This window comes from Candidatus Thiodiazotropha sp. LNASS1, assembly GCF_964212655.1.
GTDB lineage: Bacteria > Pseudomonadota > Gammaproteobacteria > Chromatiales > Chromatiaceae > Thiodiazotropha.
The window spans coordinates 1483978-1509840 of sequence record NZ_OZ156465.1 but is presented as its reverse complement, the minus strand read 5'-3'; the positions used below and the strand labels follow the sequence as shown (position 1 = coordinate 1509840).

Here is a 25863-nt window from a genome sequence, read left to right as displayed (position 1 = left end):
TGCCTGGTACAAGAAGTAACCAGGTGGAAATCTTTTCGTACCCGCCTGTCGCAGAACATCAATAAATCCCACCTGTCTAATAATGTGATCCTTTGCCATGCTATATGTTGTGCATTGCCGAGATAGGCAAGGTAATGCCCGTAACAAATCGGGAGAATAACAATGACAGCTAAATATCAATTAATACAAAAAGATAGGGAGCAAGAAGGTATAGACCTAGATGTTATACAACCGGTCGTTGGTCCGCCGGCCGTCGATGTGACAAGGCTCTATCGTGACCAGGGGCTGTTGACCTATGATCCGGGGTTTATGTCAACGGCCAGTTGCCAAAGCAGTATCACCTATATCGATGGAGAAGCCGGGGTGCTGGAGTATCGCGGTTATCCCATCGAACAATTGGCGAAAGAGGCTGACTACCTGGAAGTGGTCTTTCTTCTGTTGTATGGCGAGTTGCCGAACAGGACCCAACTTCATGAATTCGATGACATCATCACCCACCACACAATGCTGAACGAACGGCTGAAGGATTTTTTTGGTGGTTTTCACTATGATGCCCATCCCATGGCTATCATGGTCGGAGTTGTAGGATCGCTTTCGGCTTTTTACCACGACTCCCTGGATATCAACAGCCCCCGGCATCGTGAAGTTTCCGCTCATCGACTGATTGCAAAAATACCGACAATTGCCGCCGCCAGCTATAAGCACAACGTGGGTGAGCCGATTATCTACCCGGATAATGAGCTCTCATATTGCGGCAATCTGCTGCACATGATGTTCGCAACACCCTGTGAATCCTACCATCCCAACCCAATTGCCGTAGAGGCGATGAATCTGCTGTTCATTCTGCATGCCGATCATGAACAGAATGCCAGTACTTCAACCGTTCGTCTGGCCGGTAGTTCTCTGGCCAATCCATTCGCCTGTATCGCTGCAGGCATCGCATCATTGTGGGGGCCTGCTCACGGCGGTGCCAACGAAGCGGTTTTGGAAATGCTGACAGAGATAGGTGATGTCTCCAATATCGACAAATATATTGCCAAGGCAAAAGATAAAAATGATCCGTTCCGGTTGATGGGGTTTGGTCATCGAGTCTACAAAAACTACGATCCACGCGCCAGTATCCTGCGGGAAATGTGTAAAAAAGTGCTCAATGAACTGGCAGACAGTAACAACCCCCTGTTTGAATTGGCGCTTAAGCTGGAGGAGATTGCCCTGGAAGATGAATACTTCGTGAAACGCAAACTCTATCCCAATGTGGATTTCTATTCCGGGATCATCTATCGCGCATTGAATATTCCCAACAATATGTTTACCGTGATGTTCGCAATCGCACGAACGGTCGGCTGGGTGTCTCACTGGATGGAGATGATGAGCGATCCATTGCAAAGAATAGGCCGTCCTCGCCAGGTCTATACGGGACAGCCCCGTCGTGATTTCGTTCCTCTCAACAGGCGATCATAGTGGTCCTAAAAATGAACAGGCAGAGCAAAGGTCGTATATATTGGCACTGAAGGCAACTGTGTTTAAAGCGGAGGTTGAGGTGTCCGATATGGAGCGGGGACATTATCAGACCTATAATCTGACTCTGGCAAGACATCCTTCGGAAACGGACAAGCGGCTTATGGTGCGCTTGCTTGCATTTTTATTGAATGCCGATGAGGCGCTCTCATTCACCAAAGGGTTGTCTACCGATGATGAGCCTGATCTATGGCAGAAGAGCCTGAGCGACGAGATTGAGTTGTGGGTCGAACTGGGGCAGCTGGACGAAAAGCGCCTGCGGCGCGCATGCGGTTTGGCGAAACAGGTGATTGTCTATCTGTATGCAGAAAAAAGCGCCGCTGTTTGGTGGTCGCAGCAGCAGGATATGGTGCGCCGATTCTCCAATTTACGAATAGCCATGCTGGCCGTTGTCGGTGATACGCGGTTGGAATCGCTTGCTCAACGCAATATGTCCCTGCATGCCACGGTACAGGACAACCAGGTTTGGCTATCAGACGATCAGCAGACTGTAACCATCGATGTTCAGGAGTGGTTCCCCTGAGATCCGGTTACTTCAAGAGATAGACATGCTCCAGCATATGGCTGACACCCCGGTCCCGGTAACGCTCTGTATCCTGCAGAATATTCAGGCTGTGCAGATGCTGGATGGAGAAGCGCTCTGAAAATAACGCTCTTACTTCATCATCGGAAACACTGAACGGAGGGCCTTCCATCTCCCCCTGGGGGTACTCCATGGTAATCAGTAATACCTTTGATTGCTTTGGCAGCGTCCGCTGCAGCATTTGGGCATACCGGGTGCGCTGCTGCGGATTCAGGGCAACCAGGGAGGCACGGTCATAAACAGCATCCACATCGCTGTTGTCCAGTGTCTCCAGGTCGAAAATGTCACCGCAATATATTTCGTAGGGTCCATCACACCAGCATTCAAAGCTGCTTCTGGTTTCAATGCGGGGGTCAAGCGCATGCTCTTCGAAGAATGCCTCAACCGCCAGCGGGCTCAACTCGATCCCGCGTATCCGGTATCCCTGGCTGGCCAACCAGGCCATATCCCTGCTTTTGCCGCATAAAGGGGCCAGGACCAGCGATCCTTGAGGTAGATAGAGCGCATGCCAATGGTTGAGCAAATGCTGATTAAACTCGGTATGATGCCAACCGATGTTATTATCCTGCCAGCGCTGCAGCCAGTTATCGTTTGGCGCCTTGAACCTGTCGTCAGTTGAATTCATGATGCTGCCTGTCTTAGGGCCTGTTAACACTAATCCGATCGGCGGTAGGCAAAGATATTACTACGCTCGATGGTTCATATGAACCTGGCTTTGCAGAGAGCAACAGTCGATTGATCGATAAATATCAACAGGAAATGCGACAAAACCAGTAGATCAGCTGTCAATCATAACGGTGAAGAGTCAAAAAGAGTATCGATCAGAAGATGAAAGTGGATTCACAAGAGCAAGCGTTTGCCAACCTGACACCCGATGTGTTACTCGATGCCGTAGAATCGACAGGCGTCAGTTGCAGCGGTCAGATGCTTGCGCTCAACAGTTATGAAAACAGGGTTTATCAAATCGGCCTGGATGAGGGGGCGCCGTTGGTTGCCAAGTTCTATCGCCCAAATCGTTGGAGCGATCAGGCAATCCTGGAGGAGCACCGGTTTACCATTGAACTGGCAGAGCAGGAGATTCCGGTCATCGCACCCATCATTGATAAAGACGGGAACACCCTCCTGTATCATCAGGGTAACCGTTTTACCCTCTATCCCTGTAAAGGAGGACGCGCACCGGAACTGGATGATCCCAACCATCTGCTTCAACTGGGCAGGTTTATAGCCAGGATCCATCTGCGGGGCTCAACCTGCGGCTTTGAGCATCGGCCAAGTATCGACCTGGATAGTTTTCTGCACCAACCGAGTTCGTTTCTGCTGGAAAACGACTTTATTCCCGCCCACCTGGTGACCGCCTATGAAACCCTGCTTGCCGACCTGAACGAGCGGATAGAGGGCTGCTATGCCAGAGCCGGGCCCTTCAAAACCATACGATTACATGGCGATTGTCATCCAGGCAATATCCTGTGGCGTGATGAAGGACCGCGAATTGTCGATTTCGATGATGCCAGAATGGGGCCCGCGATACAGGATCTATGGATGTTTCTGTCCGGCGATCGCGCCTACATGAGCGAGCGGGCAGCTGATTTGCTGGAAGGGTACAGCCAGTTTTACGATTTCAATCCCGCAGAGCTCCATTTGATGGAGGCATTACGCACTATGAGGCTGGTCCACTACGCAGGATGGCTGGCCAGGCGCTGGTACGATCCCGCTTTCCCCAAGGCTTTTCCATGGTTCGATACCATGGCGTTCTGGGAGGAGCATATTTTGACGCTACGTGAGCAGCTGGCAAAAATGGATGAGCCTCCCATTGCCTGGTGAGCTCAGCCAAAGGCGTGAATTTGTCATTGCCTGTCGTCGTGTTTTCGTCATTTAACGCTCAACTCTTATCGTAGCGGATATCGACAATCCAGTACTGTTTGGTACCGTTCGGTGTTTCGACTATGACCTGGTCGTCAAGGCTTCGTCCCATCAGGGCCTGTGCAAGGGGTGAGTCCAGGCTGATGTAATCGGCTTGTATACCGATCTCATCGGGCCCAACAATCCGATAACTCTGTTCGGTTCCATCTTCGCATTCCAAACTCACCCAGGCGGAAAAAAAGACCTGTCGTTGATCGCTTGGCAGCTGATTGACGACTTTCAGGATCGGCACTCTTTTCTGCAGATATCGGATACGCCAATCGATCTCTCGCAACTCCTTTTTGCGGTAGATATATTCCGCATTCTCGGAACGGTCTCCCTCCGCAGCCGCTGCCGCCAGTGCCTGGGTGACTTTGCGTCGACGAATCCATAGGGCCTGTTCTTCCTGTTTAAGGAGGTCATACCCGGTTTGTGTAATGTAGGGGGATTTTGCTGGAGCAGGTGGTCTGTATCGTCCCATCTTTCAACCCGGCCAGGGTGCGATTTGAAACTTGTAAGTGATGTTAGGTCAAAGTTCTATATGAGCATAGCCACCGTCGCCAGTTAACGCTAGGGCGGGTTATCAGGCCCTAAAGAGAGTCAATCAGTGTTGAGCGCTATTGGGGTGCTCACGCTCAGATCATTCGGGGGCTTCAGGATTCGTCAATCAGTGACTGCCTTCTTTGACATGGATGGGGCATCATCTACAATCGATAGTCTGTTGTCTATCTGGATTGCATGGATATTACGGGAGCGGGAATAATGATTCGATTGGATAAACTCACTATTTTAGGCCTCTCCCTGGTAGTGACGTCCTTTATTGCGGCTTGCGGTGGCGGTGGAGGAGGCGGTGGGGACAATGGGGATGTACAAAGGGTAACCGTCAGCGGCAGCCTGATCATTCCATCTTTCGTTGTCACAGACAGTGATGTCAACGATGTGGTGACCACCCCAATCCCCAACCATCCATTGACTGCAGCCCAGTCGGTACCCAACCCGGTCAATATCGGCGGATATGTCAATCAGCCTCGCGAAGGTTTTCCCGGCCATTCATTCAATAGCGGTGATCCGGATGATTACTTCCTCATCGATATGCAGGCGGGTCAGACATTGTTGCTGAATATCGCCGACCTGGCGAATGATGAGGATCTGGATCTGTTCCTTTATGATATCAATGGTCAATTGATCGATGCTTCATTGGGGGTCACCAAGTTCGAATCACTGCTGATTCCTGCGGATGGCCAGTACTATGTGAATGTCTATGCCGTAACCGGTGCATCCAATTATTTGCTCTCTGTTGGATTGACGCCGCAAGCCCAGCTGCCGACCGGTGCACTCAGGCTATCTGATGAATTTTTGCCGCAGGATGTTTTGGTCCGCTTTAATGAACTGTCGGTTCAGGCCCGTATTGAGGACCCTCTGTTAGCGCAGTTCCGGTTCGATACTGAAAACTACGGCGGCGGTGTGCAGCGACTGAAACTGAAAGAGCAGGCTGGCGTGGTGGCCTCCAGAGCTGTGGCGGAATCACAGATGTCCGATCAGCAACGGCAGAAGCTCGATACGCTGCTCGCTATCAAGGCATTAAAAAAACGCTCTGACGTCGATTATGCGGAACCCAATTACATCGTTCACCCCTCAGCCACGCCGAATGATGAATACTACAGCCTGCAGTGGCACTATCCGCAAATCAACCTGCCACAGGCCTGGGATATCACAACCGGGGACAACAGCGTTGTCGTGGCGGTCATTGATACAGGCGTACTGCTCGATCACCCGGAAATGAGTGGCCAACTGGTGGCAGGATACGATTTTATCTCAGATGCGGAGAGTGCCGGCGACGGTGACGGCATCGATAGCAATCCCAATGATGAGGGGGATGCGGTCCAGGAAGGCGCCTCCTCATCCTTTCACGGCACCCATGTGGCAGGTACGATTGCTGCGCGCACCAACGACAGCCGGGGTGCCGCCGGTGTTGCTTGGGATAGCAGGATCATGCCGATCCGCGTGCTGGGTAAGAACGGGGGCAACACGCTGGATCTTGCGGAGGGGATACGTTATGCGGCCGGGCTGTCGAATGCATCCGGCACAACACCAGTAAATCGGGCTGACATTATCAACATGAGTCTTGGTGGGAATGCCGACAGCCAGACAACACGGGAAGCAGTGGCGGCGGCCCGTGCCGAGGGTGTGATCATGATTGCCGCGGCGGGAAACGAGAACACCTCCCAGCTCTCCTATCCCGCTTCAAATCCTGGCGTGGTTTCAGTGAGTGCTGTGGACATCAATCGCAATCTCGCATTCTATTCCAACTATGGTTCGATGATCGATGTGGCGGCGCCGGGTGGTGATCTGCGATTGGATCTCAATGGCGATTCGAGGCCCGATGGCGTATTGAGTGCAGGAGGAGACGATTCATCCGATACGCTCAGCTATCAGTTGGTGTTCTATAACGGCACCTCCATGGCGGCACCCCATATTGCCGGTGTGGCGGCGCTGATGAAGGCGGCATACCCCGCTATGACACCCGCAGAGTTCGATGCCATGCTCGCCGGGGGAGAAATGACCAGCGATCTTGGTGATGCGGGAAGAGACGATCTCTATGGTCATGGTTTGATCGATGCCTTCAGAGCCGTGGACGCCGCGCAACAAAGGGGCGGGGGAGGGGTGCCTGTGGATCCGGCATTGAGCGTCAACCCTCAGAGCTTGAACTTCTCCCATAATCTGCAGAGCGCCACCCTCTTCATCGAACAGATCGGAGGGGATCTGGGAAGCGTTCAGATTTCAGAAGATATCAGTTGGTTGACGCTACAGGCCAACCAGGTCGATGCTTCCGGTTATGGCAGTTACAGTGTCGTCAACGATCGATCCGGACTGGCTGCGGGTACCTATTCGGGGACTATTCAGATCAACGCCGGAAGTGCAAGCTCGTCTGTGGAAATCATTATGCAGGTGCTCGATGCATCGATTTCCGGTGATGCAGGCATTCACTATGTACTACTGGTGAATAACGATACCGATGAGGTCATGCAGCAATTCCAGGTTGATGCGGTTGGTGAGAACGTTAACTACAGTTTCGGCGATGTGGCATCGGGCGACTACCTGATCTTTGCCGGTTCCGACATGGATATGGACGGTATCATATGCGATGCCGGCGAGTCTTGCGGCGCCTATGCAACCGCTTCACAACCCAGCATAATCACCGTTGAATCGAACGATATAATCGAACGGGATTTTACGACCTCGTATGAATACCAGTCTCCGAGCTCACAGTCCCTTGGAAATCAAACCCGGACACTGTTGTTGAGACGGCTGGATGCAGAGTAAATGAGCCGCTGGAGTTGGCAACGATGCCTGATTCCAGCTCAGTAAAAACTGGAGAATGCCAGGATGTTACGATACAAGATGCAATACGATTGGAAGAGATTGGTCGGTTTGGGACTGATACTGCTGGTTTCTTCAGGGTGTAATACAATGGCCTCTTCATCCGTCAGTGTGCTGAAACAGGGGTATGTCTGCAGTGTCAACCAGACAGCGGGTCTGCAGTTGGTATCCGATGCTGTAGCGAAACAGGCGGACAGTGCCAGAATTGGCGTCGATACACCGCAAAAAAATGCGGATACCAGCTTGGGTCCGGAGCAATTCTGGATAGTCAGGGTCAATATGGGACAGCAACCCAGTGGTGGGTATGCCCTTCGTCTCATTTCCGACCATCTTGAGATCTCATCCGATACGGCAAGGGTTGCCTTGGAGTGGCTGCAGCCTAAACCCGGATCCGTGCAGATTCAGGCATTGACCTATCCTTGTCTCTACTTGAAGATTGCCAGGGGCAACTACTCACGTTTGGAAATCATCGATCAAGAGGGCGTGGTCAGACATCACCTGAATCTCAAATAGTACTTGCCCAAATAACATCGGTGTAAATCGAGTCGTAAAAATTTATATTACAAGCTGTCCCCTATCCTGCTCCATGCCCGGCCGATCGTGGATTTCCTTAACCATATAAATTCATTAACCATGTTGTCTCTGGATCTTTCATCAATATCCCTCCATGTGCTTTTCACCAAACACTGTTTATAAGAGAGTGATGGGCAGCGGTTTACGTAACAGTGACTATTTGTAATATTTTGACTGCGGTGTGAAAAAATACCGAGTAAAAATTTCCAATAGGACTAGCATATAGATATAGGCTTTTCGGTGAACAACCTGTCATAGGGGTATTCGTACCGTGTTAGTAGAAGATGCAATGACTTCATTTGATGCACCACATCCTGCCGCCGTGTGGGCTGAAGCCATCTCTCTGGATCCGCTTCAGGTGGATTGTGTTACCACCATTATGCTGACGATTCTCGACAATCAATGCGAAATGGGGCTGGAAGAGCAAATTGCACTCATGGCGATTTACGGTGTGATGAAACACCGTGACGGGATTGTTTTGGAAAAGGCTGTGCATCAGGCCATAGAACGTGCACAGCTATACAATGATCAGCGGATAACAGACGAGATTCATGAGCTTCGCCTGTATGCCGAGCGGGCCATCCCGCGGCAAATCATGCGCTATTTCAAACGTTTCTTGCAAGAGTCGCTGTACGGTTTCTGACCTGCATCCAGGTCAGCTTGGTGGAATGATGGAGAAAGAGAGCCAGAACAGGGCAGCTTCGTCATCCTCTTTCAATGACTCCTTCAGAATGACATTGCCTGACTTAGTGACCCAGTGAATCACCGATTCCATTCCCTGTATGATGGGAATCTGGGGATTTCTGTTGGCCGGTGCGCCGAGTTGTTGCCAAAGCTGTTGTTTCAATAGTTCATGATAGTTGCCGCGATAGCCGATCTTTACGCCATTGATCCAGCTGTCGTGGAAAAAAATGGTTACGTAGTGGGCCGGGATATCGTTGTAAATGCCGATGCGTGAGGCACATAGACGATTGCCGAAACCACTTAATTCATCTTTGCATGACCAGGTTATGTCGGGAAATACCTGTTTTAAATCCTCTTCGCTGATTTGATTATCCAGCGCTTCTAAATTCAATGCGATCTCATCCTCGCCCCATAAGGTCAGCAGTACGATATCCGTGCGTCGCTGTCCGTCTTCCGTAAAGACCAGCCAGAATATCGGACCGATAACAATGAAGAATACCAAGAAGCGTTTATAAAAAGAGGGTATTTTGAAATTCATGAAGTCATTGACGTTATTTGATATCGGTATTTAAAGCAGCAGCAACTTTACAGTTGTCGATCGCTGACACAATGTCATTCCCCGCTACCCCATCGGTATCTTTCAATACCGATGGGGATTCTAGGTTAGGGGCTGGAATCCATCGAACAGTAAAAAAACCGTCCGCCAGACACCAAACAGCGGGATGCTACCTGTTTTCCCTGTTGTCGATCAGGTTGTCAACCACAGTAGGATCAGCCAGGGTGGAGGTATCTCCCAGGTTTTCCAACTCGTTGGCGGCAATCTTGCGTAGAATACGGCGCATGATCTTGCCGGAACGGGTCTTGGGCAGACCAGGCGCCCATTGAATAAGGTTGACCTTGGCAATCGGACCGATTTCGGTACGTACCAGTTTTACCAGCTCAGCCTTCAGCTCATCGCTTCCTTCGGTCCCTGCCATCAGGGTGACGTAAGCGTAGATGCCCTGTCCGGTCAAATCATGGGGATACCCGACCACTGCCGCCTCTGCAACCTGGTCGTGCAGCACCAGGGCGGATTCGATCTCAGCGGTACCCAGGCGATGACCTGAAACATTCAGTACGTCATCTACACGGCCGGTTATCCAGTAGTAGCCATCTTCGTCACGACGAGCGCCGTCACCGGTGAAATAGTAGCCGGGATACATGGCGAAATAGGTTTCAAAGAATCGTTTGTGATCGCCATAAACTGTGCGCATCATCGAGGGCCAGGGGTGTTTGATGGCCAGATTGCCCTCGGCTGGATTGCCATCGATCTCTACACCTTGATCATCGAGTAATACCGGGTCCACTCCAAAGAAGGGACGGGTCGCCGAGCCGGGCTTCAACGGTGTGGCGCCTGGCAGCGGTGTCAACATGTGGGCGCCGGTTTCGGTCTGCCACCAGGTATCGACGATTGGACAACGCTCATCACCGACTACCCGGTAGTACCACTCCCAGGCCTCCGGATTAATCGGTTCACCCACGGTGCCGAGAAGACGCAGAGTGCTGCGGCTGGTCTTTTTCACCGGCTCCTCGCCCGCACTCATCAGAGAACGTATCGCGGTGGGTGCGGTATAGAAAGTGGCGACATTGTGTTTGTCGCAGACCTGCCAGAAGCGTGAGATATCGGGATAAGTCGGGATCCCTTCGAACATCACACTGATGGCACCGTTGGTTAGCGGGCCATATACAATGTAGGTGTGGCCGGTGACCCAGCCTACATCGGCAGTACACCAGTAGACCTCGCCGTCCTTGTAGTCGAACACCAGTTTGTGGGTCATCGCCGCCTGTAGCAGATAGCCGCCCGTGGTGTGGAGCACGCCCTTGGGTTTGCCGGTTGATCCGGAGGTATAGAGTATAAAGAGCGGGTCGTCCGCCGCCATCTCTTCTGCCGGACAGTCGGATGATGCACCTGACATGGATTCGTGGTACCAGACATCCCGGTCATCATTCCACTCCACCGGGTCACCGCCACGTTTTACTACCAAGCAGGTATGAACATTCGGGCATTGGGCGATGGCCTTGTCGGCATTGGCTTTCAGAGGTACCCTCTTGCCACCGCGCATCGACTGGTCTGCGGTGATCACCACCTGGCAATCCGAATCGAGAATGCGGTCGCGCAATGCATCCGGTGAGAAGCCGCCAAATACGATGGAGTGAACAGCGCCGATACGCGTACAGGCGAGCATGGCGACAGCGGCCTCAGGAATCATCGGCAGATAGAGAGAGACCCGGTCTCCTTTTTTCACACCACGCGATTTCAACACATTGGCAAACTTACAGACTTCTTCGTGAAGTTCACGGTAGGTGATTTTACGATCCTCATCCGGGTTGTCGCCCTCCCAGATGATGGCTACCTGATCACCACGGTTCTCCAGGTGACGGTCGAGACAGTTGTAGGCGACATTCAGTGTGGCGCCTTTGAACCACTCGATGTGCAGATCGCCTTCACCGAAACTCCAATCGACAACTTTATCCCATTTTTTAAACCAGGTGACGTATTGTTCGGCTTGTTCCCCCCAAAAGCCTTCCGGATCAGAGATCGACTGCCGATACATTTCCTGGTACTGGGCATCGTTGATATTTGCCTGTGCTGCGAAATCGGCAGGTACGGGGTAGGTCTTGTTTTCTGACATTGAATTCTCCTCAACGGTGGTTTTTCATTCTCAACAGCAGCTGTGTCTGTGTATGCCGTTACTTTGTTAAGAGCATGCTAGATTATTCCTAAAAAATATTAACCGATATATGAAAACGGTTTTTTCTCCAGAATTCTCACCATTCTATTGCCAGTCAACGTGTAAGGAAACGCTTTAGTTGACATTGGCTAGGTTGTGGCACCATCTCAGATGCCATGGCTAAAAACAACTCAGCAGTGGCGACAGCGTCACTTAATGCGTTGTGTGCCTTGTAATTGGGTAAATTATAACGCGGGCGCAGGTTGAATAGACGCAGATCTCCCGGTTGGATGGTGTGATTGCGGTGTTCAAAGATGCGTTGCGCCAATACCAGGGTATCGATAATCGGGATGACAAAGGGCGCACCGAACAATTTTTCACAGGCGGCGCTGATGAATTTCTGCTCAATCGCGGAATAGTGCACCAGCATGACTTTGCCGGCCATGTGTTGCAGGAGTTCCTGCAAGGCATCTTGGATCGAAACACCCGTGGCTGCCTGGTCATCGGTAATCTGATGGATGACCGCCGACTCCTCCGGGATCTCCTCGTCGATCGTGATCAACTGGTGACGTGCAGTCTCGAGTTTGATGGTCATGTGATTCATCTCGACCAGGCCAAAGCTGAGGATCTTGTCTTTGTTCGGATCGAGGCCAGTGGTTTCAAGATCCAGGGAAACGATCGACAGTTGCTGGCATTGGGTGGTTTTTGAGGTCAGCGGGGTAGAGAGATAGTCATGCAGAATCCCCGGTTCAGCTTTTGCCAAAGCCCTTTTTCGCAGAGAGTCCAAGCTGAGAAATCTTGAAAACATAACTATACGAAACGTCCACCCTGGTAGCGGTTTTCCATGGCGTCCTGCATCTCCTGGATTACCCTGAAGGCGTCTTTCAAGTGCCTGCGTTCCAGATCTGAAAGCTCCTCCGGTGACAGGTAGTTGTCCGGTTTTAGCCCTTTGCGGATCTGCTCGGCCTGGTGATAGATGCGGATACTGGCAATAAACTCCAATGCATCGACCAGGTTCTCTCCCATGTCTCGGCTGAGGACAGTCGTTTCCGCCGCAGCCTCCAGCCTCTCTGTGGTATTCACGGGTGTGAGTCCCTGATCAAGCGCGAATACGCGGGCGATATCGGTGATGGGTACGATGCCCCGGTGCTTGATGTCGAAGGTGTCATCATGTTTACCGTCATGGATCAGAACGAAGGTGCGGAAGAAACCGAGCGGTGGTCGGTGATGCAGGGCATTTGCCGCCATGTAGGCGGTGAAGATGCCGTTACCGCGGGTTTTGCTGAGAATATCGCTTTGCAATTCGTTGAAGAGCTCTACTTCGCCATAGATGGGGCGCAGGTCGAAAAAGATACTCGACAGCATCAACGCCATCGGTTCGGGTTTGTTGATCCAGGCATTGAAATACTTTCGCCAGATCTGCAGTGTCTGCCGCCATTTCGGATTCGTCGCCATGGCATCACCGGGGCAGTAGATGAAACCGCATGCATTCAGACCGTCGGAGACCCGATTAGACAGGCGCTCAAAATAGTCCGCGTGCTCAGCTTTCATCTCATCCGATATCAGCATGGCATTGTCCTGATCGGAGTGAGATGTCTGTTCACCACGTGCCTGAGAACCTCCACACAACCAGACGTAACGTACCGGTGGCGGTCCTAGTTCGGCCTCGGCCATCTCGATCAGGCGTGCAGTCAATGAATCGGTGATAGAGGATATGGCTTCGCCGATGTGTAGTGCGGAGGCATTGGAATTGGCGAGATGGAACTGAAGGTCAGGCAGCCGTTCGCTAACGTGAGCCAGGTCTTCCACAGTGGCGGCCTTGCGGATGTCACTGGCCAGGTAGGCCGAATTCGTGGATTGGTGCCGCGCCAGATCGGTTGCGGTCAACATGCCGACAACCTCATCTCCCCTTTTTACAGGAAGATGATGCACATGGAGCCGCGTCATGGTCATCAATGCCTGGATTGCCATGGTGCCTTCCTGGATGGTCTCCAGGTTGGTGGTCATGATCTGGCTGACCGGCTGATCGACGGAGACACCTGCCGCAATACAGCGTTTGCGCAGATCCCTGTCGGTGATGACGCCTGCCAGTTGCGTTCCTTTCAGGATCATCACTGAAGAGACATTTTTGTCACTCATCAACTCCGCCGCCTGACGGATGGTGCTGTTGATATCGATGGTGACCGGTGTCTTCTTGATCAGATCGGAGACCTCCACAGTCATCTCCGCGACGCAATTCTTCTCGTCTCCGTAGTCCTGCAGGGTTCTAACGGCCTGTTTCAGCCGATCCCTGATCGATTCTGCGAAATGGCGGTCGAAGGCCGGCTCCGTCTTGCGCAACGTTTTCAATACGTAGCACGGCAATTGATAGATCAGGCTATCCTCGACCGCCAGGCCGTGGCTCGCCCTGCTGAAATCGATCAACTGGCAATCGGTGGTGTAGAGGCCACCCTCAGCCAGCTTCTCCACCAGGTTATCCTCATCATCACGAAGTTCGATGGCGCCACTGCGCAGGATATAGATGAACCCCTGGGTCGTGTCAGCGGGTGGGAACAGGCTCCCGCGGCGCAGATAGCGAATTTCGAGGGATTTGGGAAGTTGATTGAGTTGCTCTTCGGGCAGGGCATCGAAGGGAGGGCGTTGTGCCAGAAAATCGCGAATCTCGACCAGTTCGATTTCCATAGGAGTGGCTCGCATACGGCTGGAATTGAATCCCAGTAGTATGGTGAAAAATGTTCATTTTGTAACTATTCAACAACCCTCTGGTACCAGGCTGGTGGATAGTCACTACACAATGTGTATACGTTGCAGTTAAAAAGGCCCCGCCGAAGCGGGGCACTTAGTTACTGCTTTAGAGTTTTTGATTAGTGATCGGTGGCAGCACCTGCGCCTTTAGGTACACGGATATCTTCCACCAGGTGCTGGATGTGTTCCGGCGGCGGAGTCGTGACCTTGGAGACAGCGATGGCGACCGCGAAATTCACTATCGCACCGATGGCGCCAAAGGCGTTTGGCGAAATGCCGAGGAACCAGTTCGGACCCAGATCACCGAGGAACGAGGTACCCGGAATGAACATGATGCCCTTGTGCTGGAACACATACAGCATGGTGACGCCGATACCGGAGATCATGCCCCAGATCGCACCTGCACGGTTCATCTTCTTATAGAAGATACCCATCATCAGTACAGGGAAGATGGAGCTTGCCGCCAGACCGAAGGCGATGGCCACGGTGCCGGCTGCGAAATCCGGTGGGTGGAGACCGAAGTAACCGGCCAGGCCGATTGCACCCGCCATGGCGATACGACCCGCCAACAACTCATTCTTCTCTGAAATGTCGGGCATGAAGACGCCCTTCAGGAGGTCATGAGAGATAGAGGAGGAGATCGCCAGCAACAGACCGGCAGCGGTGGAGAGGGCGGCAGCAAGACCACCTGCGACCACCAGTGCAACAACCCAGTTGGGCAGATTGGCGATTTCAGGATTGGCCAATACCATGATGTCACGGTCGACCTTGGTCATCTCGTTACCCTTCCAACCGTAGCTCTCGGCCTTGGCTGCGAACTCCTTGTTCTTCTCGTTGTAGTACTGGATACGTCCGTCGCCGTTCTTGTCTTCCCACTGCAACAGACCGGTCTTCTGCCAGTTGAGCATCCATTGAGGCACCTTGGCGATTTCAATGTTGCCTTCGGCGCTTCCGACTTCACCGGTCTGGATGGTGTTCATCAGGTTCAAACGGGCCATGGAACCGACAGCAGGTGCTGTGGTGTAGAGAATGGCGATGAAGACCAGCGCCCAGCCGGCTGAGGAACGAGCATCCTTAACCTTGGGTACAGTGAAGAATCGGATGATAACGTGGGGCAGACCCGCAGTACCGATCATCAGGGAGAGGGTATAGACAAACATGTTCAGCTTGCTGCCCATGACCTGAGTCGTGTACTGGTTAAAGCCCAGATCGGTCACCACCTGATCGAGACGATCCATCATGTAGGTGCCTGAACCATCGGCCATGGAGCTGCCGATTCCCAACTGCGGGATCGGGTTGCCGGTAATGTTCAGGGAGATGAAGATCGCCGGTACGGTGTAGGCGAAGATCAACACACAGTACTGGGCGATCTGGGTATAGGTGATACCCTTCATGCCGCCCATTACGGCGTAGATGAAGACTATGCCCATGCCGATGTAGAGGCCGGTGTCGTATTCGGTCTCGAGAAAACGAGAGAAGGCGACGCCGATACCCTTCATCTGTCCGATTACATAAGTGATCGAGGCGATGATCAGGCAGATGACCGCGACAATACGCGCAGTACGCGAGTAGTAACGATCACCGATGAACTCGGGTACGGTGAACTTGCCGAACTTACGCAGATAGGGAGCGAGCAGCAGTGCCAGGAGCACGTAACCACCGGTCCAACCCATCAGGAAGACGGAAGCGCCGTAGCCATTAAAGGCGATCAGGCCTGCCATCGAGATAAAGGAAGCGGCGGACATCCAGTCAGCGGCGGTCGCCATACCGTTGGCGACGGGGTGTACACCCCGGCCAGCCGCATAGAACTCACCAGTGGTTCCCGCGCGTGCCCAGAAGGCGATGCCGATGTAGAGGGCGAAGGTCGCGCCGACTACGATATAAGTTAATGTTTGCAGATCCATGAGTCAGTTTCCCCCATTAGTCCTCATGGACGTCAAATTCGACATCCAGAGCATTCATGCGTTTAGCGTAGACGTAGATCAGCACCAGAAAGGTATAGATCGAGCCGTTCTGAGCAAACCAGAATCCCAATCCGACACCACCGATCTTAATGGTATTCAGCGGTTCCACTAAGATGATGCCGAATAGGAACGAGCAGATAAACCAAATCGTCAGTAAGATGCTTACTAAGCGAATATTGGCTTTCCAATACTGTTCAGCAGTTTTATTCATGTCATGATCACTCCGCCATATAAATAAGTTCTGTCATTAAGCGTGTCTGTCACTTGCCGTGACTCCTGTCGTTATCGAGTGAAGCGAGATGATCTATCCCTGAAGTGAACAAACACCATGTTGTGTTACCGCGCCGATAGCGATCACACAATGCACTATTTTGTGGCGATAAACTGGATATTGTCAAATAAAACAATAAGTTAAGCGTCAAGTCTTTATGCTGCATGGCAGCATCTTCGTTACGATAGGTAACGTCGGTGTATAGGGTATGTAACCGAAAGAATCGCTACGCGTTTCCATCGGTAAGAAACTTTTTTTTTCCATGCTTGTGGGAAGGAGCGGAAAACGGTTGCCCGATCTCACCGGTCATACTCGGAGATCGATAGCGGGTTGGATCAGAGGATGCTTTCATTCTCCCGTGATAACATAATTTCAGACCGATCCGTAACCCGCCTGACGAGAAATGCCGGCCTGCTTTCAATATGGTGGATCTCGACGGTCAGCAAGTTGTCGACTATATGACCAGGCAGTGCGGACTTTTTTGGTAAAAACCAGATGATCAAAGCAATCAAAGATTTTTTCGATAGCTATCTCATACCAGGTGTTGAAGAAGAGAGAGAGCAGTTGGAGCATTCGACAAGGTTGGCGGTTGTGGTATTGTTGATCGAAATTGCCGAGGCGGATTATGAAAATGCGCCTGAAGAGCGGCATGCCATTCTGAATGCGATACAGAAACAGTTTGCCTTGAACAGGGTATCGGCAGAGCAGCTGATAGCGCTTGCCAGGCAGGAGCATCAGGAGTCCACCGACTATTTTCAGTTTACACGCCTGATCAATGAACACTATTCGGCAGAACAGAAGGTAAAAGTGGTGGAGGCATTCTGGCGGGTAGCCTTCGCCGATCAGGCACTACACCATTATGAAGAGCATGTCATTCGTAGGCTGGCCGATTTGATCCACGTATCTCACAGTGATTTTATCGCTGCAAAACATAGGATTATGAACTCTTCTTAAGATTGTATTTCTTATTTGACCCTCATTGATGACTCCATTTCCTAATTGGATACGATGGTTCATGGTATAGTCAGAAGTGTGAAGTTATAGCTGTAGTTTGATGGAAGCAACACTCATGCAAAACAAAGAAGATCCGAAGAAAGCGAAATCATCACTTAAGGGGCGCTTGCTGATTGTAGATGATGAATCTCGTCATGCGGATAGCCTGGCTATGATGGTGGCCAGTTGGGGGTATGATGTACACACCGCCGAGGATGGGGCAAAGGCCGCAGGTCTTTTGATTTCCAAGCCTTTCGATGTGGTGTTGCTGGACCTTCACATGCCGGTGGCGGACGGCTATAAGGTCATGGATTTCATTCACAAGCGTGGGTTGAAGACACGTATTATCACCATATCCGGTGATCCCTCCATGGATGATGCGATTAAATCGCTGAAAAAGGGGGCGGATAACTTTATCCGCAAGCCGGTGACTCCGGTCGATCTGCTCAAGGCGATAGACGAGAGTCTGAGAAAGAAGGTCAAGGAGGAGCAGAGACAGGGGGTCAAACGTAAGATCGAGATCAAGAGCAATCTACACCGCATGATGTTCGATGTCGCTCCCAATCTGCAGTTTCTACTCGATACCAAGGGTAACTTTCGCATGGTGAATACGGTCTTCACCAAAGTGACCGGATATTCAAAACAGGAGATTTTAGGCAGGCATTGGAGTTCATTGGTTGAGGGCGACCAGATCGATCGAATGCACCATGTCTTTGAAGAGCGGCGTACTGCACCGGACAGATTTCCGGAGGTCGAGCTCAGACTGCGTTGTAAAGAGCCCGATGGTGAGAATCCGGGCAGGAAGCCGAAAACCCTTCTGGTGGCCCTGCAGTCCAGAAGGCTCTACACGCAACAGGGTAAAAAACGTGTCTTTTTTGGCACCTATGGCGTTGGGCGTGATATCACCCAATACAACAAGATCGAAGAACTCAACAAATATCAGGAGTTCCATGATGAACTGACCGGACTCCCCAGCCGGGTGCTCTTCGAGGATTATCTCAGCTTTGCGCTGACACAGGCCAAACAGGATAATACGCCGCTGTGTCTTTTACATGTCGTGTTGGTGGACTTAAAACAGGTCAATGAGCGCTACGGCCACACTGCTGGTGATGAATGTTTAAAGACCATTACAGCCAGACTTAAGCGCCAAGTCCGCAAGGGCGATATTCTTTCGCGCATTGACGGTAGTGAATTCGCTCTCTTATTACCCCATATCCAGGATGAAAAATCGGTCATTCATATCTCGGAAAAGTTGCGTATCGGACTCTCCAATCCAATTGAGGTCAATGGCAGAAATATCACACTCGATCTGACCATCGGATCGTCAGTCTTTCCGAAACACGGTGAAAACAGTGACGAGTTGCTTCGTCATGCCCAGACCAGTCACGGATTCCATCCACTGTCAAAGCAAAGGCATCTGCTGCAGACATCGAACTGGATAAAGCTGATAAAGTCACAGCATTGATCCTTAACTCGCGATCGCATCTTCCAACCGTAGATACCATCTCTCCCTTACTCCCACAAGTAGCTATAAAGCGGCTTGTGGGGAGTAAACTTGCTGGTGCTTGAGTACCCCAAAGCACAGATGTACTAATTTGCGCATAACGGCTCCTAATGCGGACATTTTGCATTTTCCTCTCGCGAGCAACCGCTCGTATAAGGCCTTGGCCGTCGGGTTGTGTAGACTGGCCACGATAGCAGGCATGTAGAGTTTGGCCCTGATCCTCGCGCTGCCTGCTTTCGACAGTCGTGGTCGCTTGTTGATGCTGGATCCGGATTGATGCTCGATGGGCACCACTCCCAGATAGGCGGCCATTTGACTAGCATGCTCAAAATCCCGGGCACAGTAGACACTCATCATGATTCGACTGAGGGTCCGGCCAATGCCTGGGATACTTTCTAGCAGCTGCTGGTCGTTTTTCAGCTGGGGGTGGGTGTCGATATGCTCATCGATCATCGCTTCCAGACGCTTTTGTTCTTGCTCCAGGCCTTTGAGCACGGTCGAGATGGAGTGCCCAACCTCTAGATGACTGATCCCTGACAAGGCCTTCTCCAGGCGGTTGCGTTCACGCTGGATATCGCCTTGCAATGCCTCCAGCCGTGACAGTAACTCTTTGAGTTTACGTATCTCTGCCGGTTCCGGTCTCCACAGATGCAGGGGTTCTTTGGCGCCATACAAGGCTAACACCAGCGAGTCCTTTCTGTCGGTCTTGGTGTGCACCGCGATACCCTTGGCGTAATCTCTCACCTGGGCCGGGTTAAGCACCGCGACTTCACCACCTTGCTCATGCAGACCGTAGGCTAGACGCTCGTGGTAGATGCCAGTCGCCTCCATGACAAAGCGTAACCCACTCAGTGGCTGACCAGTCTGTTTTTGTGACCAATCGAGTAGGTGGTCATGGCCGGCTGGTGTATTAGGAAAGACCTTCGACTTGACCTTGCGTGGTTCGATACTGCGTAACCACAGACAATCCAGCTTATTTTTACTCACATCAATGCCAATTATCGCTTTCATTCTCTTCACTCACCTTGTTCATGCAGCCTCTCTCCGTAATGCCGGAGGGACTCCGATACCATTCAGTTTATAGAGAATCGGTGATAGCCTGTATCTACAAAACAGACTCGTGGTCTCAGGGTGCGGTGCAGGTCTTATCACCGTGTGATGAATTGCTAGCTAAACAATTCATCAGAAGAGATACAAGGGTGCGGCTTGCCGCACCCTACGGCACTTGGTTTAGCCGCAAATGAACGCCAAACACCGCAAATAATCGCAATTTATCTGTAGAATGAAATCGTAACTCCCCTACGCTAAGCGTTCATAACTCAGCAGGATGTCTCCCATAGACACAGCCCTGACATACCACTTGCGAAGGTTAGCGGTGATTTGCGTAAATTTGCAGCTTGCTAAAATCCCTCAAGTTTTCTTGCCCTTCTTCTCCCTGGGAATGCCGAAACGCTGTCGACGTTCCCATAGCGCTTTGCGGCTGATTCCCAGCTGTTTGGCAAGCTCCGTTTCGGTCATATGATCCTGGTTGTCGAGTACAAAATGGCGAAAATACTCTTCAAGGGATAGATTATCGGCGGGATTGTTACTGTCCATGCGTTTGGTGGTGATATGGTGGTCGATGGCCAGCAACTGCGGTGTGATATGGTCACCCTCGCAGAGGATAACCGCACGCTCGATTGTATTTGCCAGTTCTCTGATATTGCCGGGCCAATGGTAGCGCCTGATGGCTTCGAGGGCGCTCCTGCTGAGGCTCAATGATGGACGGTTGAGCTGGCGACAGTATTTGGTCAGGAGAAATTTCGCCAGCGATTTGATATCGCTGCCCCGCTCCCGAAGCGGAGGCAGGGTCATTTCAACCACACGCAGGCGGAAATAGAGGTCGCTTCTGAAAGTCTGCTGTTGGACCAATTTACGAATATCCCTGTGGGTGGCGGCAATAATCCGGATATTGGGGCCACTGTTCGACGTCTCCTGCTGAGCGCTATAGTCATCACCCTGCAATACACGTAGCAGCCGAGCCTGCGCAGCCATGGAGAGTTCGCCGACCTCATCCATAAACAGGGTACCGCCATGAGCCTTCGCAAGCAGTCCGCCACGCCGGGTCTCGCCTTCATTCTGGTGGCCGAACAACTCGATCTCCACCTGGTTCTCCGGTACAGCGGCACAGTTGAAAACGATAAAGGGTGATTGGCTGCGCTGGCTCTTTTCATGCAGTGCACGTGCGACCAGTTCCTTTCCCGTGCCCGACTCCCCGAGAATCAATACCGTGGCATCAGTGGGTGCAACCTTATCGATACGTTTAAAGACATCGATCATTGCCGGGCAGTCGCCGACCATGCCCCGTACCGGATAGCTTTTATCCACCTCCGATTTAAGAAACTCCTGCTGACGGAGCTGGCGATCTTGTTTGATGATTCGCTCCACCACAATCAATAACTCATCGTGGTCGAAGGGTTTGGCGATATAATCGATGGCCCCCAGTTTCATCGCATCCACCGCAGAACGGATACTGGCATAGCTGGTCATGATCAGAACCGGTACCGGTGCCGCGGCCTCGATGATTTGGGTCCCGGGCGCGCCGGGCAACCTGACATCACTGATGATCAGGTCGAAGGAGGCGAGGGGGCTGGATTGCGCCTCTTCTACCGAACCCGCTTCCGTGATTTGATAGCCGTTGCGCTCGAGCAGACGCTTGACTGCTCGGCGGATGACCTCCTCGTCTTCGATGATGAGTATCTGATTCATGATGTCTCTGCGATGATGGCGTTCAGGCCTGCCTTTGGAAGATCGATAATAACCCGGGTGCCCTTGTCTTTTTCAGAGTCGATGCTGATGGCGCCCTTGTGGTCCGAAACAATTTTATAGGCGATGGCGAGTCCGAGCCCGGTGCCGTCGCCTGGAGCCTTTGTGGTGAAAAACGGTTCGAATATATAACCTAAATCCTGCTCCTCGATGCCTTCGCCCTGGTCCTGCACCTGGATTCTCACCAGATCATCGATTTCATCGGCGCTCAGTTCCACTCGACTGTCGGGTGGCGAGGCATCGCAGGCATTGGTGAGGATGTTGACCAGGATCTGCGAGATGCCCTGGCGATCCGCAGTGATCGTCAGGTCGGGTGGGCACAGGTTTTCACAATGGATCTGACGTCCGTGACGGGTTAATTTCACCAGACGCATCGCTTCGTCCGCCACCTCCCGTATTGAGAAGACGCATATATCGCCGCCGATACCGCCACTGCGGCTGAAGTTCATCAGTGTCTTTACGATTGTGGTGATGCGTTGGGTCTGGTTGATTATCTCTTCGATACTTTCCCGCACCAATTCCGGATCATCCTCGTGACGCAGGTTTTGCGCCAGGGATGCAATGCCGGTCACCGGATTTCCAATCTCGTGCGCCACCCCCGCCGCCAGCCGGCCGATCGAGGCCAAACGTTCGCTGTGGGCCAATTCAGCCTCCAGTGTCTCCAAGTCGGTAAGGTCCTCCATCAGCATAACCTGGCTGGTGCGCGCCTCTTCCACGGGGTGATCCACCGGCAGCGGCGCCGGAATGGCGGCCTTGTGCAGATTGAACCAGCGACTCTTCCCTTGATGAGTGACTTCCAGATGGTGAATGTGCTCATCCGATGCGGAGGCGAAGCCTGTCAGCAGATGTCCCCATGGGGGAGGCAGTCTGTGAATCGAAACGCCGATGGCATCCCGAGCGGGCACGCCGGTCATCACTTCCATGGCCAGATTCCAAATGGTCACTGTGCGTAGCCGGTCGATGGTGCAGACACCCAGCGGCAGATCGAGCAGGACCTGCCGGTGATAACGACGCAGATTGTCGAGATCGGCACTGAGTCCGCGCAGCCGCGTACGTGAGTGCTCCAGCTGATCTTCGATAAAACGCATGGAATCAGCCAGCGCGGACTGGGTGTGGATATCCAGTTGCAGCCTTCGGTTGATGATCATGTGCGCCAGCTGCGGACCCAGCAGACCGGACAGATTTCGCTCAATACGTTCACGCAGTCGACGCAGTTGCGCCGGACGTGTCTCGTTGACCGGCAGGCTGAGATCTCTGAGCGCCTGTTCCACCTCCCGTTGAGCGGCTTCGCTACCCAGCATCTGCGACAATTGTTTGGTGAACTGGGCGGTTGAAACGGCGTTGACCATGCCCCCCAGAGGCACCAATGACTCGCTGCAACAGGCCTGCGCAGCCTCTCTTTCGCCTAGACTCTGCTTACTCAGCAGAGACCCTAAAATAAACAACAGGGTGTTGGCGGTGAGTGTCCAGAAAGTCGCGAATTCCCACTTGTCCATGCCGGACGTAGCCAGCAGGGCCGGTATATCGAATTCGGTCCGCACCAAACCTGAACTCTCCAACAGAGGGATCAACAGTGTTCCCGTCCAGACTCCTATACCGGCCAGCAGGCCCAGGATGAAACCGAGACGGGTGGCGCGACGCCAATAGAGTAGTCCGATGATGCCGGGAAGGAACTGAGCGACCGCGACGAAGGAGATCAGGCCTAGCTGGACCAGTCCCTGATGCTTTTCCAGCAAAATATAGAATCCGTACCCTGCCATGATGATCAGGGCGATCAACAGTCTGCGGCCCAACAGCAGCCAGCGATAGAGATTGACCTGCGGATCGGGAAAATTGGTGGGGAGCAGGATGTGGTTCAATGTCATCGACGACAGCGCCAGCGTGGTGATGATCATCATCGCGCTGGCTGACGAAATACCGCCGATAAAGGCGAGAAACGGTAACCAGGAGGGGCCTTGATCGAGGGTGATGCCGAGGGCGAAATAGTCGGGAGGCATGCTGAGACCGAGAGCCTCTCCTCCCCAAAGAATCAGGGGGATCGGTAGATTGATCAGCAGGAGAAAAAGAGGGAAGCCCCAGGTGGCGGTCTTCAATGCCTTGGGTTCCAGGTTCTCCGCGAACAACATATGAAATTGCCGTGGTAACAGAAAGGCGGCTGCGAAGGCCAGTAGCAACAGGGTCGACCAGGGACCCTCTCTGACTGGCTGATAGAGGCGATCGAGCATCTCAGGATGTGCGGCAAGCCATTTGTCGAGACCTGAAAACCCATCGAATACACCAAACAGCGTTACCAGGCCAATGACGAGTAAGGCCACCAGCTTGACTATCGATTCAAATGCAATCGCCAACACCAGGCCTCGGTGTTTTTCGCGACTGGTGCTGTGCCTGGCGCCGAACAGAATAGCGAACACCACCAGTGTGGAACAAAAGATCAAGGCCAGGATACGTGGTGCCACAGTATGGCTGATCATCTGCAGGGAGTCGGTGACTGCGCGGATCTGCAGTGCGATATAGGGCAAGGTGCCCACCAGCATGAACAGGGTGACCAGAATGCCCGCCAGTTGACTGCGATAGCGGAAAGCGAACAGGTCGGCCAGGGATGTCAGCTGGTATTCGCGGGTAAGGCGAAGCAGTGGTTGAAACAGGATTGGCGTCAGGGCGAATGCCAGTGTCACTCCCAGATAGATGGTCAAAAAGAGATAGCCCTGGGTCTTCGCGAAGCCGACGCTGCCATAGAAGGTCCAGGTCGTGGCGTAGACGCCGAGAGAGAGAACATAGGTCAAAGGGTGGCGTATCAGACGTTCGGGAATTCGACCGCTGTCTCCCGCATGGGCGATGACAAACAGCAATCCCAGGTAGAGAAAGCCTATGCCGAAGAGTAACCAGAGATCATGGCTCATGGTGTCGCTGGTTGATCCATGCAATGAAGCAGATAACCGCCATCCAGATGATATAGGGGAGGTACCATGGACTTCCCGGAGAAGTCCACCAGATCATAATGGGCGTTGAAAACAGCAACAGGATCAGCAGACCCAGGGCTACGGTGCGGTCTATCAGTCGGTCGGGTGGCGGTTGTTCTCGCATTCCCAGAGCCTAGCAGTTGTTACCTTAGGTAACAACCCCCCGGCAGGGAAAGCAGCCAGCTTCAGTCGCTGGCTGCCAGGGTCTAGCCGTATCGGGCGATAGAGACCGTCAAGAGGTTTTCTGGGCGTGAATATTTTCGATCATTTCATGCAATTTGGCTGAAAGCTCGGTGGGCTCAAATTTTGGGACATAGGCATCGGCGCCTACGCCCTTGCCCAATGCCATGTTGGCATCTGCCGAAAGAGAAGAGTGCATAATGATGGGAATATTGCTGAAGCGAGCATCCTCCTTGATCTTCTTGGTAAGCACATAACCGTCCATTTCCGGCATTTCAACATCAGTCAGTATGATCTGTATGAAATCACTGGGTTTATGACCGGTGGCGGATGCCCGTTCGGCAATCTCTTTGAGCTTGCTCCAGGCTTCTGCGCCATTGGTGGTGCCGATATATTTGATGCCCATATGCTCCATGGTGCGGATAATTTGGTCGCGGGCAACGGCAGAATCATCGGCGAACAGCAGAGTGATATCACTATCGCCGATATCCTGAATGCCCTCGAAGATTTCGGAATTCTGTCCAAATCCCGATGTCTGGCTGAGGACCATCTCCACGTCCATGATCATGACCAATCGCTTATCCTTCAGCTCTGTGACTGCGGTCACCAGTCCGCCATGCTGCTGCGCCATCATGGTCGGCGGCACCTTGACGTCTTCCCAGGCCAGGCGCTCGATGGTATCCACCGCATGTACCAGGAATCCCTGCACATTTTTATTGTATTCCGTGACGATTAGAATACCCGGCCTCTCTTCTGTCTGAATACCGCAAAAATCAGGCAGATTGATCACAGGTATCATATTTCCCCGCAGACTCACCATGCCCTCCACCGATGGGGGCATATCCGGTGCATGGGTGATTTCCGGTACCAGCATCACTTCACGAACCTTGAAGACATTGACGCCGTAGGTCTCTTCGCGGCCGGTTCTGAGATCTTTACCCAGGCTGAAAAGAAGGACCTCCAGTCGGTTGGTGCCAGCCAGACGCGTGCGGTCATCTACAGATTTAATAAAATTTGACATGGTCCTGTTACTCTAAAATAGAGGGCGTTTTCTGTGGTCGGAGCGGAACTTGATAATGCTGAAGCTCTGTT

General features: G+C 52.4%; 21 protein-coding genes. 8 read left to right on the top strand and 13 right to left on the bottom strand.

What is annotated here, in order from left to right; translation table 11 throughout:
• Window positions 1–162 precede the first annotated feature (162 nt).
• Window positions 163–1461, top strand: coding sequence for a citrate synthase (locus AB8516_RS06525; RefSeq protein ID WP_369159190.1), 1299 nt, complete (start codon window positions 163–165; stop codon window positions 1459–1461).
• 40 nt (window positions 1462–1501) lie between these two features.
• A complete protein-coding gene (locus AB8516_RS06520) occupies window positions 1502–2041 on the top strand; it encodes a YaeQ family protein (protein WP_369159188.1) in 540 nt (179 codons plus the stop codon).
• Between the two features lie 7 nt (window positions 2042–2048).
• Here AB8516_RS06520 and AB8516_RS06515 read toward each other — a convergent pair whose 3' ends face one another.
• Window positions 2049–2726, bottom strand: a complete 678-nt coding sequence (locus AB8516_RS06515) for a thiopurine S-methyltransferase (RefSeq protein ID WP_369159186.1) — start codon at window positions 2724–2726, stop codon at window positions 2049–2051.
• 203 nt (window positions 2727–2929) lie between these two features.
• Here AB8516_RS06515 and AB8516_RS06510 point away from each other — a divergent pair, with 203 nt between their 5' ends.
• Window positions 2930–3922 carry a serine/threonine protein kinase gene (locus tag AB8516_RS06510; protein WP_369159184.1) on the top strand — a complete coding sequence of 331 codons (993 nt, stop codon included), beginning with the start codon at window positions 2930–2932 and terminating at the stop codon, window positions 3920–3922.
• Window positions 3923–3980: 58 nt separating this feature from the next.
• Here AB8516_RS06510 and greB read toward each other — a convergent pair whose 3' ends face one another.
• Window positions 3981–4481 carry a transcription elongation factor GreB gene (gene greB, locus AB8516_RS06505; protein ID WP_369159182.1) on the bottom strand — a complete coding sequence of 167 codons (501 nt, stop codon included), beginning with the start codon at window positions 4479–4481 and terminating at the stop codon, window positions 3981–3983.
• Window positions 4482–4762: 281 nt separating this feature from the next.
• Here greB and AB8516_RS06500 point away from each other — a divergent pair, with 281 nt between their 5' ends.
• From AB8516_RS06500 to AB8516_RS06490, 3 genes are all read left to right on the top strand, one after another.
• Window positions 4763–7324: a S8 family peptidase gene (locus AB8516_RS06500; RefSeq protein ID WP_369159180.1), complete on the top strand. Its 2562-nt coding sequence runs from the start codon at window positions 4763–4765 to the stop codon at window positions 7322–7324.
• 63 nt (window positions 7325–7387) lie between these two features.
• Window positions 7388–7894 carry a protease complex subunit PrcB family protein gene (locus AB8516_RS06495; protein ID WP_369159178.1) on the top strand — a complete coding sequence of 169 codons (507 nt, stop codon included), beginning with the start codon at window positions 7388–7390 and terminating at the stop codon, window positions 7892–7894.
• Window positions 7895–8225: 331 nt separating this feature from the next.
• Window positions 8226–8597, top strand: a complete 372-nt coding sequence (locus AB8516_RS06490) for a hypothetical protein (protein ID WP_369159176.1) — start codon at window positions 8226–8228, stop codon at window positions 8595–8597.
• 12 nt (window positions 8598–8609) lie between these two features.
• Here the strand turns inward: AB8516_RS06490 and AB8516_RS06485 are convergent, their stop codons facing one another.
• From AB8516_RS06485 to AB8516_RS06460, 6 genes are all read right to left on the bottom strand, one after another.
• On the bottom strand, window positions 8610–9176 hold the full coding sequence (locus AB8516_RS06485) for a hypothetical protein (RefSeq protein ID WP_369159174.1): 567 nt from the start codon (window positions 9174–9176) through the stop codon (window positions 8610–8612).
• Between the two features lie 187 nt (window positions 9177–9363).
• The gene (acs, locus tag AB8516_RS06480; protein WP_369159172.1) at window positions 9364–11310 is read right to left on the bottom strand and encodes an acetate--CoA ligase; all 1947 of its coding nucleotides are present in this window, start codon (window positions 11308–11310) and stop codon (window positions 9364–9366) included.
• A gap of 154 nt (window positions 11311–11464) precedes the next feature.
• Complete coding sequence (locus AB8516_RS06475; protein ID WP_108291752.1) at window positions 11465–12157, bottom strand: exonuclease domain-containing protein; 693 nt, start codon at window positions 12155–12157, stop codon at window positions 11465–11467.
• A gap of 2 nt (window positions 12158–12159) precedes the next feature.
• The gene (locus tag AB8516_RS06470) at window positions 12160–14046 is read right to left on the bottom strand and encodes a putative nucleotidyltransferase substrate binding domain-containing protein (protein WP_369159169.1); all 1887 of its coding nucleotides are present in this window, start codon (window positions 14044–14046) and stop codon (window positions 12160–12162) included.
• Between the two features lie 167 nt (window positions 14047–14213).
• Window positions 14214–15998 carry a sodium:solute symporter family protein gene (locus tag AB8516_RS06465; RefSeq protein WP_369159167.1) on the bottom strand — a complete coding sequence of 595 codons (1785 nt, stop codon included), beginning with the start codon at window positions 15996–15998 and terminating at the stop codon, window positions 14214–14216.
• A 16-nt stretch (window positions 15999–16014) separates the two neighbouring features.
• A complete protein-coding gene (locus AB8516_RS06460) occupies window positions 16015–16269 on the bottom strand; it encodes a DUF4212 domain-containing protein (protein ID WP_108291746.1) in 255 nt (84 codons plus the stop codon).
• Window positions 16270–16824: 555 nt separating this feature from the next.
• Here AB8516_RS06460 and AB8516_RS06455 point away from each other — a divergent pair.
• On the top strand, window positions 16825–17283 hold the full coding sequence (locus AB8516_RS06455) for a TerB family tellurite resistance protein (RefSeq protein ID WP_369159164.1): 459 nt from the start codon (window positions 16825–16827) through the stop codon (window positions 17281–17283).
• A gap of 115 nt (window positions 17284–17398) precedes the next feature.
• Complete coding sequence (locus AB8516_RS06450) at window positions 17399–18787, top strand: diguanylate cyclase domain-containing protein (RefSeq protein WP_369159163.1); 1389 nt, start codon at window positions 17399–17401, stop codon at window positions 18785–18787.
• A gap of 63 nt (window positions 18788–18850) precedes the next feature.
• Here AB8516_RS06450 and AB8516_RS06445 read toward each other — a convergent pair whose 3' ends face one another.
• The 5 genes from AB8516_RS06445 to AB8516_RS06425 all read right to left on the bottom strand — a co-directional run bounded on the left by AB8516_RS06445 (window position 18851) and on the right by AB8516_RS06425 (window position 25792).
• The gene (locus AB8516_RS06445; RefSeq protein WP_369159161.1) at window positions 18851–19837 is read right to left on the bottom strand and encodes an IS110 family transposase; all 987 of its coding nucleotides are present in this window, start codon (window positions 19835–19837) and stop codon (window positions 18851–18853) included.
• A 399-nt stretch (window positions 19838–20236) separates the two neighbouring features.
• Window positions 20237–21574, bottom strand: coding sequence for a sigma-54 dependent transcriptional regulator (locus AB8516_RS06440; protein ID WP_108291740.1), 1338 nt, complete (start codon window positions 21572–21574; stop codon window positions 20237–20239).
• Window positions 21571–24531: an ATP-binding protein gene (locus AB8516_RS06435; RefSeq protein ID WP_369159158.1), complete on the bottom strand. Its 2961-nt coding sequence runs from the start codon at window positions 24529–24531 to the stop codon at window positions 21571–21573. The genes AB8516_RS06440 and AB8516_RS06435 overlap by 4 nt, the downstream gene beginning before the upstream one ends.
• Complete coding sequence (locus AB8516_RS06430; RefSeq protein WP_369159156.1) at window positions 24521–24715, bottom strand: UTP--glucose-1-phosphate uridylyltransferase; 195 nt, start codon at window positions 24713–24715, stop codon at window positions 24521–24523. The genes AB8516_RS06435 and AB8516_RS06430 overlap by 11 nt, the downstream gene beginning before the upstream one ends.
• Before the next feature lie 108 nt (window positions 24716–24823).
• A complete protein-coding gene (locus tag AB8516_RS06425) occupies window positions 24824–25792 on the bottom strand; it encodes a chemotaxis protein (protein ID WP_369159154.1) in 969 nt (322 codons plus the stop codon).
• Window positions 25793–25863 lie beyond the last annotated feature (71 nt).

Bases quoted from the DNA above. Each gene is read 5' to 3' on its own strand.
- AB8516_RS06485 (WP_369159174.1), bottom strand. From the start codon at position 9,176: ATGAATTTCAAAATACCCTCTTTTTATAAACGCTTCTTGGTATTCTTC.
- greB (WP_369159182.1), bottom strand. From the start codon at position 4,481: ATGGGACGATACAGACCACCTGCTCCAGCAAAATCCCCCTACATTACA.
- AB8516_RS06500 (WP_369159180.1), top strand. From the start codon at position 4,763: ATGATTCGATTGGATAAACTCACTATTTTAGGCCTCTCCCTGGTAGTG.
- AB8516_RS06440 (WP_108291740.1), bottom strand. From the start codon at position 21,574: ATGAATCAGATACTCATCATCGAAGACGAGGAGGTCATCCGCCGAGCA.
- AB8516_RS06475 (WP_108291752.1), bottom strand. From the start codon at position 12,157: ATGTTTTCAAGATTTCTCAGCTTGGACTCTCTGCGAAAAAGGGCTTTG.
- AB8516_RS06460 (WP_108291746.1), bottom strand. From the start codon at position 16,269: ATGAATAAAACTGCTGAACAGTATTGGAAAGCCAATATTCGCTTAGTA.
- AB8516_RS06515 (WP_369159186.1), bottom strand. From the start codon at position 2,726: ATGAATTCAACTGACGACAGGTTCAAGGCGCCAAACGATAACTGGCTG.
- AB8516_RS06445 (WP_369159161.1), bottom strand. From the start codon at position 19,837: ATGAAAGCGATAATTGGCATTGATGTGAGTAAAAATAAGCTGGATTGT.
- AB8516_RS06455 (WP_369159164.1), top strand. From the start codon at position 16,825: ATGATCAAAGCAATCAAAGATTTTTTCGATAGCTATCTCATACCAGGT.
- AB8516_RS06525 (WP_369159190.1), top strand. From the start codon at position 163: ATGACAGCTAAATATCAATTAATACAAAAAGATAGGGAGCAAGAAGGT.
- AB8516_RS06465 (WP_369159167.1), bottom strand. From the start codon at position 15,998: ATGGATCTGCAAACATTAACTTATATCGTAGTCGGCGCGACCTTCGCC.
- AB8516_RS06510 (WP_369159184.1), top strand. From the start codon at position 2,930: ATGAAAGTGGATTCACAAGAGCAAGCGTTTGCCAACCTGACACCCGAT.
- AB8516_RS06495 (WP_369159178.1), top strand. From the start codon at position 7,388: ATGTTACGATACAAGATGCAATACGATTGGAAGAGATTGGTCGGTTTG.
- AB8516_RS06470 (WP_369159169.1), bottom strand. From the start codon at position 14,046: ATGCGAGCCACTCCTATGGAAATCGAACTGGTCGAGATTCGCGATTTT.
- AB8516_RS06435 (WP_369159158.1), bottom strand. From the start codon at position 24,531: ATGAGCCATGATCTCTGGTTACTCTTCGGCATAGGCTTTCTCTACCTG.
- acs (WP_369159172.1), bottom strand. From the start codon at position 11,310: ATGTCAGAAAACAAGACCTACCCCGTACCTGCCGATTTCGCAGCACAG.
- AB8516_RS06430 (WP_369159156.1), bottom strand. From the start codon at position 24,715: ATGCGAGAACAACCGCCACCCGACCGACTGATAGACCGCACCGTAGCC.
- AB8516_RS06425 (WP_369159154.1), bottom strand. From the start codon at position 25,792: ATGTCAAATTTTATTAAATCTGTAGATGACCGCACGCGTCTGGCTGGC.
- AB8516_RS06450 (WP_369159163.1), top strand. From the start codon at position 17,399: ATGCAAAACAAAGAAGATCCGAAGAAAGCGAAATCATCACTTAAGGGG.